Source organism: Bacillus sp. FSL R5-0434, assembly GCF_038004745.1.
Classification (GTDB): Bacteria; Bacillota; Bacilli; order Bacillales; family Bacillaceae; genus Bacillus; species Bacillus halotolerans.
This window is the reverse complement of record NZ_JBBORV010000001.1, coordinates 710,035-724,032: the sequence shown is the minus strand read 5'-3', so window position 1 is coordinate 724,032 and position 13,998 is coordinate 710,035. Positions and strand designations below refer to the sequence as shown.

The window sequence follows — 13,998 nt, the reverse complement described above, 5'->3', positions numbered from 1 at the left end:
CAATCCCAAATTTTGAAAACAATACGGAAGGAAGAAATTGTTTTTTCATTCTGTCAATTTGTTTTTCTCGGCAAAAAAAGACCCTTTATGCAAGAGTCCAATATCATTCTATTTCATTTACGCACTCACTTATTGTCAACCACAATAAAATCCTGAACTTTCACCTGTTCCTCAGGCAAATCAAACTGATAAACCATCTTCTTAGAATGGATATCAAACACACCCACGTACCCGCCAATGCCCTTTTTATGCTCTTCCTGGGCAACAACATACAGTTGATTCCCCTTAAACTTTGCATCCATATAAGGGAATTTTAAGCCGTATGTGCGAAAAGAAAAGTCCTTCCCATACTCAAGCAGGTTCGCTTCCCCCTCTTTGTCTTCGTACGTCACATAAAAACTGCCGCTTTCTTTGTCATAGTACACGGTATCAGCATACTCAAGATCATCAGGATACGGAATATACTTTGTCTTCCATGTTCCTTTTTCAATCACAGTCAGTTCATGCTCCGAGCTCGCGACAATAAAATCGGCTGAGTCTGCGAATGTATCCCCATACGAGGCTAAACTTAGGGTCTCAATGATTTCCTCTGTGTTTCTGTCGATCACGCCATGCCTTGAATGACATAAATATAATTCTCGTCACTCGACCCCATCGTGACAAGCGAAGGCAAGGTGAGGCTATATTCCTTTTTCGTTTTTTTGTCGTTTATATGGACGTCATTCCCCGTCGTATCAACGTTATAGGCCTTAACAGAAACATCCTTCCCCTCATACCAAAACGAAAATGGATTTGACAGCGGATGCTTTTTTATAGCATCCTTCTCCAGCGTGTAATAAAAGGACTCATGTTCCGCTAATAAAACAATGTCTGTTGATGCGTAAGACTTCGTTTGGATGTACGGCACATCCGCCACCTTGAACGTGCGCCTATTAAATCTTTCGCCTGTTGAGGTTGAGAGCAGCGTGCTTTCTTTTATAAGAGGGTTGGAATAGATAAAAAAGATGCGGTCTTCTTCGGGATGAATGGCGGAAGTTTTGACAGGAATATTGCTTTTATTATGTAACTGAAGATACAGAGCAAACAGGATGATGCATATCATAAACCCTAATAAACCGAATATAATGCGTTTTTTCTTCATCAAAATGCTCCTTTAACTGTCTATCAATAATCATTTCGACTATGTTTACACAATCCCTTCGTGAATAAAGACACATGCCAAACGACTCATTTTTCCATCGAAACACGTTTCCACAGCCATTCTTATCCTGCTCCGTGGTAAAATTTTGATATTGAGCGAACAAAAGAAGGGAAATGGTCATGAAAGTACTTGAAGCGAAAACACTGCTTTCGGAAGCGACAGACCGTGCAAAAGAGTATAAAGAACTAAGAACCCAAATGGTCAACTTGAGAAAAGCCTTAAAAAGCGTCGCTGATCTCAGTGACAGCGAATTCTCAGGAAAAGGCGCCAGCAACATCAAAGCCTTCTATCACGACCACGTCGGCGTCACCGACCAATGGATCGACTACATCGACATGAAAATCGCATTTTTCAACAGCATCGCCGGAGCCGTCGAGGATAAAGCCCTCTCTGACGCATACATCGAAGAATCCTTTCTGGAACACGAGCTGGCAAACGCCCACCAAAAGTCGAAATCCATTATGTCCGAACAGAAAAAAGCGATGAAAGACATCCTGAACGATATCAACGACATCCTCCCGCTCGACCTGTTTTCAACAGAAACCTTCAAAGACGAGCTGGCAGATGCCAATGACAAACGCAAAAAAACGCTAGAAAAGCTAGATACTTTGGACGAAGACCTGCAGACAGAATACGCCCTGTCAGAACCAAACGAACAATTCATCAAGTCCGATTTCCAAAAGCTCCAAGAAGCAACAGGCAAAGGCAAAAACGCCACACCCATCCACTACAACGCCAAGGCGTACCGTGAGAGTGACATACATAAGAAAAAAGGCGACTTTGAAATACGGACTGAGGCTTACTTGAAGATTAAGAAAGAGGAAGCGAAGGAACGCGAGATTGAAAAACTGAAAGAAAGACTGAAAAACTACGATTATGCAGATGCCGATGAATTCTACTCAATGGCAAAAACGATCGGTTATGAAAATCTGACAGCAGAACAGCAAAGATATTTCACTCAAATTGAAAACACCCGTGAACTTGAAGCAGGCTTCAAAGGGGTTGCCGTCGGCCTTTACGATTCAGGAAAAGACGCGGTCACAGGTCTGTGGGATATGGTCACAGATCCGGGCGGAACCGTTGAAGCCATTACAGGAGCGGTGGCTCACCCGATCAAAACGTATGAAGCCATTTCAGCGGCAATCGAAGAATCATACCAAAAAGACATGGTGAATGGTGACACCTACTCAAGAGCCAGATGGGTCTCATATGCGGTGGGCACTGTTGTCACATCAGTTGTCGGTACAAAAGGCGTAGGTGCCGTCTCCAAAACAGGTACAGCTGCCAAAGTGACAACAAAAGTGAAAAAAGCAGCAAGCAAATCAGCCACAGCACAAAAAGCCATAACGGTCTCAAAACAAACCGTTGATCAGATCAAACAAAAGGTAAACACAGGCATTGAAGTATCAAAAAAACGCGTCAAAACCAAGTTAAATCAAATCGGAGATCTCACACTTGCGGATATTCTCCCGTATCACCCGCGTCATGACTTAGTGCCGGCAGGTGTTCCTTACAACGCAGTCAACGGGGTCACGCTTAAAGAAGGACTGCAAAAATTCGCCAAGGTCATCCTGCCGAAACCGTACGGAACGTCATCAAGCGGAAGACGAACACCGGTACCACATGTGCCACCGGTAACCGTCAAATATGGCGAACATTATGCGAAATGGAGTAGAAAGAAAGTACTGAAACCGAATGTTGAATATAAAACAAAAGAGGGCTACACATACAATACAGACAACTATGGTAGAATTACAAAAGTTGAGGCTGATTTACAATTAGGAGAAGCAAAACGAAATCAATATGCGCAATCAAACGCTGGAAAGCCTCAAGATCGATTACCTGATGACGATGGCGGGCATTTGATAGGATCACAATTCAGAGGTTCAGGAGAACTAGATAACTTAGTTGCTCAAAATAGCCAAATTAACCGTTCTGGCGGAGAATGGTACAAAATGGAGACCGAATGGGCGGCGGCTCTAAAAGAGGAACCACCGAGGAAAGTCTCAGTAAGAATTCGACCGAAATATTTAGGAGACTCTCTAAGACCAGACTCTTTTGAGGTTATTTACAGAATTGAAGGCAAAGGATTATTTAAGAAATTTATAAAAAATCAAGCTGGAGGTTGATTCTTGTTGGAAAATGAATTAAATGCATTATATAGAAGCATCGCTGAAACCGTTAACGAAATGATACCAGAACCATGGGAGAAATTTTTGTTCTATGCTCAGGTTTCAGAGACAGGCGGAGGCACTTACTTTTTTTATAAATCTCAAAATGAGCCTAAGCATTTTAAGTACAGTCTTGAAATTCCGTTTGAATTTGATATTGACGAAAATGAATTCGATCAGTATGAGATGGAATTATTTAAACTAAGCGAAAAAATGAGAGATGTTTTCAAAAATCATGATCAAGAATTATTTTATTCCTTCACTCTTAGCCTAGAGAGATCAGGAAAATTAACTGTCAAATTTGATTATACAGATTGGTTTAAGACTGATTATAGTTTCAGTGATCAGCTCATCATCTGGAAATTTAAATATTTAGGGGAAGAACCTAAGGATCCATCATTACAGAAATTAATCAAAAAATATTTAGAAGAATATCCTGAAAATCCAATTTAATAAAGTTGGGATAATGATGTTAGAAAGCACTTATCTACAAATAACTGATGTATAGGAAAAATAATTCCTGCTGATTGGAGCAAAGTTGTTCTTTATGCAGAAATACTAGACACTTCCAGAAAAGTGTATTTTTTCTTTCAAACACCAGAAAACGATGAATATATATACTCTCACGACATTCCAGAACAATATCAAGTTAGTAAAAAAATTTATACCGAACTATTAATAGATCTTCAAGAGTTATTTAAACAGTTACACAATGAGTTTAAAGAAAATAATACTGAAGCATGGACAAATTTGACACTGAATCTTGAAAGCGATGGAACGTTCTCAATTGATTATGATTATGAAGATGTTATTGAATCTACATTGGACGAATACCAAAGACAAATGATTTGGGAGTACAATAACTTGGGTATTTTCCCTGAAGACGAAGAGGATAAGGAATTTGTTAAGGATTATCTAAATATTGACTAATGCAATCATCAGATCGGAGTTAGAGGTTAATCTAATGGAAACTGAAAAAATGGGTGAATTATATCAAAAGATAGCTGAGCAAATATATGAAATTATTCCCTCTGAGTGGGAGAAGGTTGCTCTTTATGCTGAAATTTCAGATAATTCTTCAGAAGTTTACTTCTTCTTTACTACTCCACAAAATCAGGAATATATATATTCACACGATATTCCTGAACATTTTAATGTTGATGAAGATATATATGACGAACTTCTATATGAATTGCATGACTATATCGAAGAGTTACGAAATGAATTTAAAACAAACAATGAGGACTTATGGACAAACCTCACTTTACATCTAGAACGAAGCGGGAAATTTTCAATTGATTATGATTACACCGATGTCATTGCCTCAGACTTAAATGGTACTCAACGACAAATAGTATGGGAATATAAAAATTTAGGAATATTGCCTGAAGATGAGGATGATAAACAGTTTGTAATAAACTACTTCGGTCTATAATTCAAAAATAGCTCAGCTTTTTACTGCTGGGCTATTTTATATTCTCAGGTTGGCTTTTATGGAAACCGAAAAAAACAAACCTATTATAAAATTTGTTAACCGATCAACTAATAAATTGATTGCTTCTGAATGGGTTGAAGTTTTCTATACGACGAGATTTTAGATGATTCTATACTTTTCTTTAATATAGAGGATATTAAGGTTTTATATTTATCTCATATCTCTTTATAAAAGGAGCAACATTTTGACAGTAAGAAAAGAATTAATAAAACAAATTTAATTTAACAGTCGCAGCAATAAAAACAAACAATCAAAAGACTCCAACTCCAATGGTGAAAAACATATTAAAAAGATACGAAGAGGCAAAAGAATTTATCCAACATTCATCAGAGGAACAATTCGAAGAAGGTCTCTCTAAAGTTAAAAATAAACTAGATACTCTGACAAGAGCATATCTAGAATCAGCTAACGACTACATGAATCCGATGCTCAAAGAAATGCATAAGACAGAAAAACTGCTAAAAGAGTATGACGAAACTGCTCAGTCGTAATAACCGCAATCCTAACTTTACGAATTGAGTTTCCACTAACCTTCACAAAACCAAATATAACGCAAAACACCAAAACTCCCTTTTGCGGATCACACCGAAAATTTAATTTGCGGTCTCTCAACCCCTTCCTATTAAATTTCTGTATTGATAAAATTTACATAATTAGTGAGAAGAGGAAGGGTGAGAAGTTTGGGCACGATTTCGTCTCCGCACGTTGGGATGAAAATTAATGAGTGGAATCGGCATATTCAAAAGTTTAATGTGACTGACGCTGAAATGCTGAAAGCTGAGATCGAACGGGACATTGACATCATGGAAGAAGACCAAGACCTCTTGATTTACTATCAGCTCATTACATTTCGTCATCAGCTTATGATTGACTATGTGATTCCATCTGATGGAAACCAAATGGAGTTATCAGAATATTCAAAGAGAATTGAAGGCAGCAACAGGAAGATGGAGAAACTCGTTGAATACTACTATTACTTTTTTCAAGGGATGTATGAATTCAAAGAGGGCAATTTCTTAAGTGCCATTACATTCTATCAAAAAGCGGAAAACACAATTCCCTATATTTCGGATGAAATTGAGCGGGCGGAATTTTATTTTAAAATGGGCTGAAGTGTTTTATCATATGAAACAAACCCACGTATCCATGCACTATTCTTCTCAGGCGTATAACATCTATAAAACGCACGACCTTTACTCAGTCCGCCGCATACAATGCCATTTTGTAATCGCAGGTAACTACGACGATTTAGAAAGTCATGAAAAGGCGCTCCCTCACCTCGAACAGGCACTAAAAGGCGCACGGCTGCTTGAAAGCAAAAACAAGCGGATTTACGGCCAAGCTTTATTCAATATCGGAAATTGTTATCTTAAAATGGGCGAATTGACGAAAGCAGCAAAATACATGGAGAAATCGATACTCCAATTTAAAAAATCAAATTTCAACAACTTGACACAAGCTTACCACGATTTAGCCTTAATTTATTTTCTTCAACATAAACAAGAACAGGCAATGGATTGTTTCAGAAAAGGCGTACGCTTCGCATGTAAATTCGATGATGACCTATTTAAAATTATGTTTGAAGGATTGCAGGCGCTGTTTATCAAAAAAGGAGAAGCGTCCATTTTATTAAATGTTTTCAACAAATTAGAGACATCACAAGGATATCCTTATATGGAAGAGTTGGCATTATTAGCCGCAAAGTTTTATACTGAAATTGGGCAGATGGATGATTCTGTTATCTGTTTCAAAAAGATGGTTCATGCCCGCAAACAAATTCAGAGAGGGGATTGTTTGTATGAAATTTAAACTGACTTTGTGCGCTGTAATTGCTTTGATCGGTGTAAGCTTTATCAGTTCTTCCTTAGGAAATGAAGTAAATGTGGCATCCAGAAACATGACAAGCAAAGCTGCAAACAATTCAACGAATTCCCTGGCAGACAAAGCCATCTTTGACAAGGAAATGACGATTGAAAATGGAACGCTTGGTTAAGGACAAGACGCAGTTTAGGCTGCGTCTCTTTTTCTAAAGAATACGTTAACAAGGTGATAGAATGTTTTATGTTCAAACTCTCCTATACAGACCAAACAAAGGCCTAAAAAAACAAGATAGGTGGAAGTAATGTATAACCAATTAAGAGAAATTGTAAACCTCTTAGAAAAAATAAATAGCTACGGTCAAACAAATATACTTTCTGTTGAATTCGAAGAACAACAAGACAATCTAAATGACTTGTCTACAATAATAAACGATATGGATAATCTTCTAAAAAAGAGTAAACGTATTGATTTTAACAATGTTCAAGATGCTGATCAACTTCTGCTTGAAATCCACAAAACGATGACCTCACTTGAGTAGCATATATCTGAAATTAGTGATCTAACTATAAAATTATTCAAGAAAAACAATTAAGATTAGCCTTTCCATTTATAACAATCAAAAAAGGCAACAACCTCCAAGGGTTAGTTGCCTTCTCTCAGTTCAAGCACAGCCACACACTCCACATGATTCGTATGCGGAAACATATCCACAGGCTGCACTTCGCGCGTCGCATACCCGCCATCCTCAAGCACCCGCAAATCTCTCGCAAGCGTACCCGGATTACAGGACACATACACTACCCGCTTCGGCTTCATCTCTACAATCGTCCGTAGGAGTGCTTCGTCGCAGCCTTTTCTTGGCGGGTCGACGACTAGCGTATCGGCCGTGATACCTTCTTCATACCATTTTGGAATCACGGTTTCCGCTTCTCCAACCGCGAACTCTGCGTTTGTGATGCCGTTTAATTCTGCATTTCGTTTGGCGTCTTCAATCGCTTCCGGCACAATCTCTACACCGTACACTTTTTTCGCCTGCTTCGCCAGGAAGAGAGAAATCGTTCCGATGCCGCAGTAGGCGTCGATGACGGTTTCTTCGCCTTGCAGTTCCGCGTACTCAAGCGCTTTGTCGTATAGCACTTTTGTCTGCTCCGGGTTGACTTGGTAGAACGATCTGGCAGAGATGGCGAATTTGACGTCTCCGATGAGGTCGTAGATGTATTCTTCACCCCAGATGACGTTTGTTTCATTGCCGAAGATGACGTTTGTCTTATTTGGGTTGATGTTTTGCACGATAGATTTGACGTGCGGGAATTGCGCTGTGATGTCTTCGATAATCTTCACTTTGTTCGGGAAGTCGTTTGTTTTTGTGATGAAGACGATCATCATTTCACCCGTAACGACGCCGTATCTGACCATGATGTGGCGGAGCCAGCCTTTGTGGCGTTCTTCGTTGTAGGCTTTGACACCGTAGTTTGCGCAAATGTCTTTGACGGCTTGAACGGCTTCGTCGTTTTTGGATTGCTGGATCAGGCAGGCGCTCATGTCGATGATGTCATGGCTTCTTTGCTGATAGAATCCGGCGACGAGTCCGCCTTCCCGTTCTCCTACCGGCACCTGTGCTTTGTTCCGGTAGTTCCAAGGGTCTTGCATGCCGAGAGTCGGGTGCACGGTGACGTTGGACAGGTCCAGCTTGCCGATCCGTTCTAAGACGTCTTTGACTTGTTTTTGTTTAAACAAGAGCTGGCCTTCGTAGGTCATGTGCTGAAGCTGGCAGCCGCCGCATTGCTTGTAAATCGGGCATGGAGCGTCGGTCCTGTGCGGGCTTTCTTCCTTCAGCTCAATCAGGCGGCCGAAGGCGAAGCCTTTTTTGACGCGTGTGACTTTGATTTGGGCTTTTTCTTCCGGCAGAGCGTTCGGCACGAAGATCGGGAAACCCTGCACCTTCGCAACGCCCGCTCCTTCATGAGTCAAATCCTCAAATGTCACGTCGTAGTATTCGTTTTTTTCTACTGGGGGGTTCATTTTCATGTATGTTCACCTCTTGTTTTAAGCGAAAGAAAAACTTGGCTCATTAAAGCCAAGTTTTTAGTCATCCAGCTGTTCCGCTTTCTCTTTCGGCATGACGACGTGAATGTGTCGATACAGATTCACGAATTCGCCCGGCAGCATGCCGCCGTACTCGCCGTCCAGGTTCAGCTGCATCTTTTCTGATACATTGACTTTCACGCGGTTCGCTTTTGTATAAATAATGTGCTGGTCGTTGATGTGTTCGCCGCGGAGCGCCATCGATGCGACTCTGATAAATTCAGCAAGGTTTGCTTTCTTTAATATCATCAAATCAAACATGCCGTCATTCAGGCTGGAATCCGGCGCGAGTTTTTCGAACCCGCCGACGGAATTTGTCAGCGTGACCAAAAACAGCATGATTTCACCTTGAAACAGCTTGCCGTCATATTCAATCTCGACTTCTGTCGGACGAAGTGAAGGCAGCATTTCCATACCCTTTAAATAATAAGCAAGCTGGCCGAGCATCGTTTTGAGTTTGCTTGGGACGTCGTACGTCAGCTCCGTCAGGCGGCCTCCGCCGGCGATATTGATAAAATACTGACCGTTGACCTGTCCGATGTCAATCGGGCGGGCAACGCCGTTAATCACCGTATCCGCCGCTTTTAAAATATCCTCTCGCGGAATGCCGAGCGCTCTGGCAAAGTCATTTGTTGTGCCGACAGGAATCACGCCGAGTGTCGGACGATTGTCTAATGGGGCAAGCCCGTTGACGACCTCGTTGATCGTTCCGTCTCCGCCTGCCGCAATGATTAGGTCAAACTCACGCAATGCCGCTTCCTTGGCAGCGTGCGTTGCGTCTCCCGCGCATGTTGTGGCATGGGTGGAGGTTTCATAGCCGGCTTGTTCAAATTTTTGCAGGACCTGGGCAAGATGCTTTTTAAAGACCTCCCGTCCCGAAGTCGGATTGTATATTATGCGTGCACGTTTCATTATCTCATCATCCTACTTAAGAGTATCCGATCCATTTTTACACTAACAACCTTTAATTATACTATGAGTTAAAAAAATCGCAACAAAATGTACATAATCTTACAGAAGGAAACGCACAAAAGCCTCAGCATAGCTGAGGCTTTTTGTTTTTTTACTCTTCTTCTGTTCCCGGTTTTTTCTTGCGGAACTTCGCCAATACTTCGTATACGATTGGCACGATCAAGAGCGTCAGAAGCGTCGAACTGATTAAACCGCCGATAACCGTTACGCCGAGTCCTTTTGAAATGACCTGGCTTCCGCCTTCGAAGCCGAGAGCTAATGGAATCAAGGCGCCGATTGTCGCGATGGCTGTCATCAGGATCGGACGGAGTCGTGTGGAGCCGGCTTCTAAGAGCGCTTCTCTCGTAGACAGCCCTTCCGCTTCCTTATGAATCACGCGGTCAATTAAGACAATGGCGTTTGTAACAACGATACCGATCAGCATCAGCATACCGATCATCGCGTTCAGACTGATTGTCTCACCTGATACGTAAAGTCCGACCAGGGCACCAATGATTGTAAACGGCAGTGAGAACAGAATCGCAAATGGCGCTAATGCTCCGCCGAATGTAATCACAAGCACAAGGTAGACGATCGCAATCGCTGCTAGCATCGCTAATCCAAGCTTTGTAAAGGAATCCGCGATATCTGCGGAAACACCGCCTGTATCGATTGTTACGTTGTCAGGCATGTCAAGCTTATCAATTTTCTTCTGTACATCAACTGATACAGCTGTCACGTTATCTGATGCAACCTCACCAGTGACATCAGCATACACTTTTCCGTCACGTTTAGACACCGTATCAGATGTTGTGCCTTCTTTTACTTTTGCCACATCACCAATTTTGACTTCTTTGCCAGTGGCTGATGTGATCTTTTTGTTCTCTAAATCTTTGACACTCTTATACTCGTCTTTTTCGGTTTTAATGTTCACATCAAGCTCTTTGCCGTCTTTTTTCACGGTTGTGAGCGGGTCCTGTGCTGTCTCTGACATTAAGGCCTTAGAAATTTGAGAAGCTGTTAAACCGAGTTTGCTCAGCTTTTCTTGGTCAGCGACAAATGTATACTCATCATATGTGCTGGAAAGGCCTGAGTTTACGTTCTTCAGATCCTTTTCATCCTTCATGACCTTCTCAATGTCTTTGACAGTGTCTTTAATGTCATTTTCTGAGTCGCCATACACATAGTATGTCAATTCATTGTTATTGCCTGAAGAGCTGAAGTCCTGTGACTTCCATTCTCCGCGGTCAGACTGCTTTTTGATTTCTTTCAGCACGTTGTCTTTTTCTTTATCAAAATCCGGCGTGTCGCTGTCATATTTGATATAGAACAATGCGCCGTTTGAATCTCCTCCGGCAAGCGGGCTGCCAGAGCCTAATGAATACTGAACCGTATCGACATGCTTGCGGTCAAGCAGGATTTTTTCTGCTTTTTCAGCTTCATCTTCCGCTTCTTTTTTCGTTTCACCCGGTTCAGGGCTGTATGTGATCTGCATCGTTTTTTCTTCCTCTGACGGAAGGTAGCTGGCACCGATTAACGGTACAAGGAACAAGCTTCCGAGCAGCATCAGAACGGCGATGATAGACGTGATCCATTTGTGGCTCAGCGCCCAGTTCAATACTTTTTTATAGATGTTTGCGAGTCTGCCAGGTTTGTGTTCTTTCGCTTTTACAGGCGCTCCCGTTAATGATTTTTTGAACAGGCTGTGCGCGAGCATTGGCACGAGCGTGATCGAAATCAACAGGGATGCGGCAAGCGCAAATACAATTGTTAAGGCGAAAGGAATAAACAATTCACCAATTTGTCCGCCTACCAGTGCGAGCGGCAGGAATACCGCGATCGTCACGATAGTGGATGACATGATCGGTTTAAACATTTCCTTCGTTGCTTCACGGACCAGAGCTTTTCCGCGCAGCGGTTCATCTTTCAGCCTCATGCGGCGGTAAATGTTTTCGATAACAACGATGGAGTCATCGACAACCCGTCCGATGGCAACGGTCATTGCACCGAGCGTCATGATATTTAATGTAATATCAAGCTGCTGCAGCACAAGCAGTGCGATCAGCAATGATAACGGAATGGAAACGATCGAAATTAATGTTGATTTGATATCTCTTAAGAATAAGAGAATAATCACAATCGCAAAGATAGCGCCGAAAATGGCTTTGCTTAACATCGTGTCAACTGATTCTGTAATTGGTTCTGCCATGTCAAGGGTTGCGCTGTATTCGAAGCCTTTATGGTCTTCTTTGTATTGCTTCAGCTCATCTTTGACACTGTCGGCAACCTCTACCGTGTTGGCATCGTTTGCTTTGATGATGTTGATGCCGATGCTGTCTTTTCCATTTGTGCGGGAAATTGATTCAGCTTTTTTGACATCTTTAATCGTTGCAATGTCAGATAGCTTGACCGTCGGCACGTCTGTGCTAACACTTTGCTGTGCCTGTGCTGCCGCCTGCGCGCTTTGAGTCGCTTGTGCGCTTTGTGCTGCTGCGGCGCTGCTGCCTGCACTAGAAGCAGATGCCGTTGGAATTCTCATATTCTTCAAATCTTTAATAGTTTCAATATCGCCGCTGACAACGACTGATTTCTCTTCTTTGCCGAATGTGTACAATCCAAGCGGAGTTGTCACATCTGAACCTTGAATCACTTGTTTGACTGTATCTTCATCAAGGCCGTATTCCTTCATTTTGTCTTCTTTGAAAGAGAATTCAACCTCTTCAACCTGCTGGCCTGATACTTGGACGGAAGCTACTCCTTCTGTTCCTTCAAGCTTCGGTACGAGGCTATCTTCCACTTTTTTCGTCAGCTCTTGAAGATTATCTTTATCGCTGGATACGCTGAGCGTCAGAATCGGGAAGGAATTCATGCTGTAGCGGGAAATTTCAGGATCTTTCGCGTCATCAGGCAGGCTGACATTTTCTAATGCTTCAGCCGCTTCTGTTTTCGCTTTGTCCATATCTTTCTCATAATCATATTCAATCATAACCGACGATGCGTTTTCATAGGACGTGGACGTAACTACGCTCACGCCGTCCAGGTTCTGCACCGCTTGTTCAACCGGTTTCGTTACTTCATCAGCGACTTGGCTAGGCGTCGCTCCCGGATATGTCGTGCTGATTGTCAGGTAAGGCATGTTTACATCAGGAATGGATTCTTGCTTCATATTCATACCCGCGTACAAGCCGGCTGCCGTTACAATAATCGTCATCAGCCATACGGCGAATTTGTTTTTCAGAACGAAATTAATAACGTGATTCATCATATCCTCCATTGTGTTTTTATTGACTGACTGGTCATTCTATATAATACTAAACGGTATAACGCAACATCGTCAACTCATATACCAGAAAATTTTTCTAAATTTTTCAAGGATTAAGGGGAAGCACGTCATGAATGAGAAAAAAGAGAGACTCATAAAAACAAGCATTCGTTTATTTGCGAAAAAAGGATACGCTTCGACGACCATCCAGGAAATCGCCAGTGAATGCGGCATCTCAAAAGGCGCTTTTTATCTGCATTTCAAATCAAAAGAAGCGCTGCTATTGTCTGCCTGTGAATATTACATTGGCATGTCTATGAAAAAAATGAAACAAATAGAAGAGGATCTCGCCGGACAGCCGCCTAAAGATGTGCTGAAAAAGCAAATCAGCGCCCAGTTTGAGGATTTTCGCGATCATAAGGATTTTATTGTTCTGTTGCTTACTGAAAATATCATTCCGGAAAACCAAGAAGTGAAGCAATACTTTTACAAAGTCACAGCCGAGACAGATAAACTGTATCGGAACGCTTTGCTTGCGACTTATGGCAAGGAGACTGAGAACTACCTCTCAGACCTCTCCATCATGGCAAGAGGCATTGTGCACTCCTATATGAATGTGATGGTATTTAATGAAGAAATCAAAATTGATGCAGACAACATATCTGAATTTATCATGGAGAGACTGGATGATCTTGTGCAGGGGCTAAGCCGTTCCAGCCTGAATCCGCTCATGCCAAAAGACATTTACAGCCTGGTGCCGGCGGATAAAGGCCAGATCCTTCAGGACATTCAAAAAGTGAAAGAAAACAGCGCATTGCCTGAGGACATCATCGTTTCGCTCGATGTGATCGAGGAAGAGCTGTCACAGGAAAAGCCGCGCAAGCCGATTATTAAAGGCCTGCTGTCAAATTTGACCGGAAGTGATTTCGAAGAAGTTGAAAAGCTTCGCGCTTTGATCTCAATCTTTATTTCTATTTGATCATAAAAAAGCAGCTCCCTCTGCAATGAGGAG

9 protein-coding genes and 4 pseudogenes are annotated in these 13,998 nt (G+C 42.0%); 9 read left to right on the top strand and 4 right to left on the bottom strand.

Translation table 11 applies throughout. The features are described 5' to 3' along the window. Positions 1–125: 125 nt before the first annotated feature. Positions 126–1,141 (bottom strand): annotated as a pseudogene (locus NYE43_RS03715) (hypothetical protein). Between the two features lie 179 nt (positions 1,142–1,320). Here NYE43_RS03715 and NYE43_RS03710 point away from each other — a divergent pair. From NYE43_RS03710 to NYE43_RS03675, 8 genes and pseudogenes are all read left to right on the top strand, one after another. Continuing rightward, positions 1,321–3,330, top strand: coding sequence for a T7SS effector LXG polymorphic toxin (locus NYE43_RS03710; protein ID WP_341060946.1), 2,010 nt, complete (start codon positions 1,321–1,323; stop codon positions 3,328–3,330). Between the two features lie 6 nt (positions 3,331–3,336). After that, the gene (locus tag NYE43_RS03705) at positions 3,337–3,825 is read left to right on the top strand and encodes an immunity protein YezG family protein (RefSeq protein ID WP_341060944.1); all 489 of its coding nucleotides are present in this window, start codon (positions 3,337–3,339) and stop codon (positions 3,823–3,825) included. Between the two features lie 51 nt (positions 3,826–3,876). After that, positions 3,877–4,302: an immunity protein YezG family protein gene (locus tag NYE43_RS03700; protein WP_445662056.1), complete on the top strand. Its 426-nt coding sequence runs from the start codon at positions 3,877–3,879 to the stop codon at positions 4,300–4,302. A gap of 34 nt (positions 4,303–4,336) precedes the next feature. After that, the gene (locus tag NYE43_RS03695) at positions 4,337–4,807 is read left to right on the top strand and encodes an antitoxin YezG family protein (RefSeq protein WP_341060942.1); all 471 of its coding nucleotides are present in this window, start codon (positions 4,337–4,339) and stop codon (positions 4,805–4,807) included. Positions 4,808–5,051: 244 nt separating this feature from the next. Beyond that, positions 5,052–5,358: pseudogene (locus NYE43_RS03690) on the top strand (hypothetical protein). Between the two features lie 189 nt (positions 5,359–5,547). Then, positions 5,548–6,676 (top strand): annotated as a pseudogene (locus NYE43_RS03685) (response regulator aspartate phosphatase). Beyond that, positions 6,666–6,860 carry a hypothetical protein gene (locus tag NYE43_RS03680; RefSeq protein WP_341060941.1) on the top strand — a complete coding sequence of 65 codons (195 nt, stop codon included), beginning with the start codon at positions 6,666–6,668 and terminating at the stop codon, positions 6,858–6,860. The pseudogene NYE43_RS03685 and the gene NYE43_RS03680 overlap by 11 nt, the downstream one beginning before the upstream one ends. A gap of 129 nt (positions 6,861–6,989) precedes the next feature. Next, complete coding sequence (locus tag NYE43_RS03675; RefSeq protein ID WP_341060938.1) at positions 6,990–7,226, top strand: hypothetical protein; 237 nt, start codon at positions 6,990–6,992, stop codon at positions 7,224–7,226. A 104-nt stretch (positions 7,227–7,330) separates the two neighbouring features. On the opposite strand, the gene rlmD is transcribed toward NYE43_RS03675, so the two are convergent. From rlmD to srfP, 3 genes are all read right to left on the bottom strand, one after another. After that, positions 7,331–8,716, bottom strand: a complete 1,386-nt coding sequence (rlmD, locus tag NYE43_RS03670) for a 23S rRNA (uracil(1939)-C(5))-methyltransferase RlmD (RefSeq protein WP_341060936.1) — start codon at positions 8,714–8,716, stop codon at positions 7,331–7,333. 57 nt (positions 8,717–8,773) lie between these two features. Next, positions 8,774–9,685, bottom strand: a complete 912-nt coding sequence (locus tag NYE43_RS03665; RefSeq protein ID WP_010333270.1) for a diacylglycerol kinase — start codon at positions 9,683–9,685, stop codon at positions 8,774–8,776. Positions 9,686–9,836: 151 nt separating this feature from the next. Beyond that, a complete protein-coding gene (gene srfP, locus NYE43_RS03660; protein WP_341060934.1) occupies positions 9,837–12,986 on the bottom strand; it encodes a surfactin resistance protein SrfP in 3,150 nt (1,049 codons plus the stop codon). 130 nt (positions 12,987–13,116) lie between these two features. On the opposite strand from srfP, the pseudogene NYE43_RS03655 reads away from it, so the two are divergent. Then, a pseudogene (locus NYE43_RS03655) lies at positions 13,117–13,981 on the top strand (TetR/AcrR family transcriptional regulator); the annotation flags it as partial. Positions 13,982–13,998 lie beyond the last annotated feature (17 nt).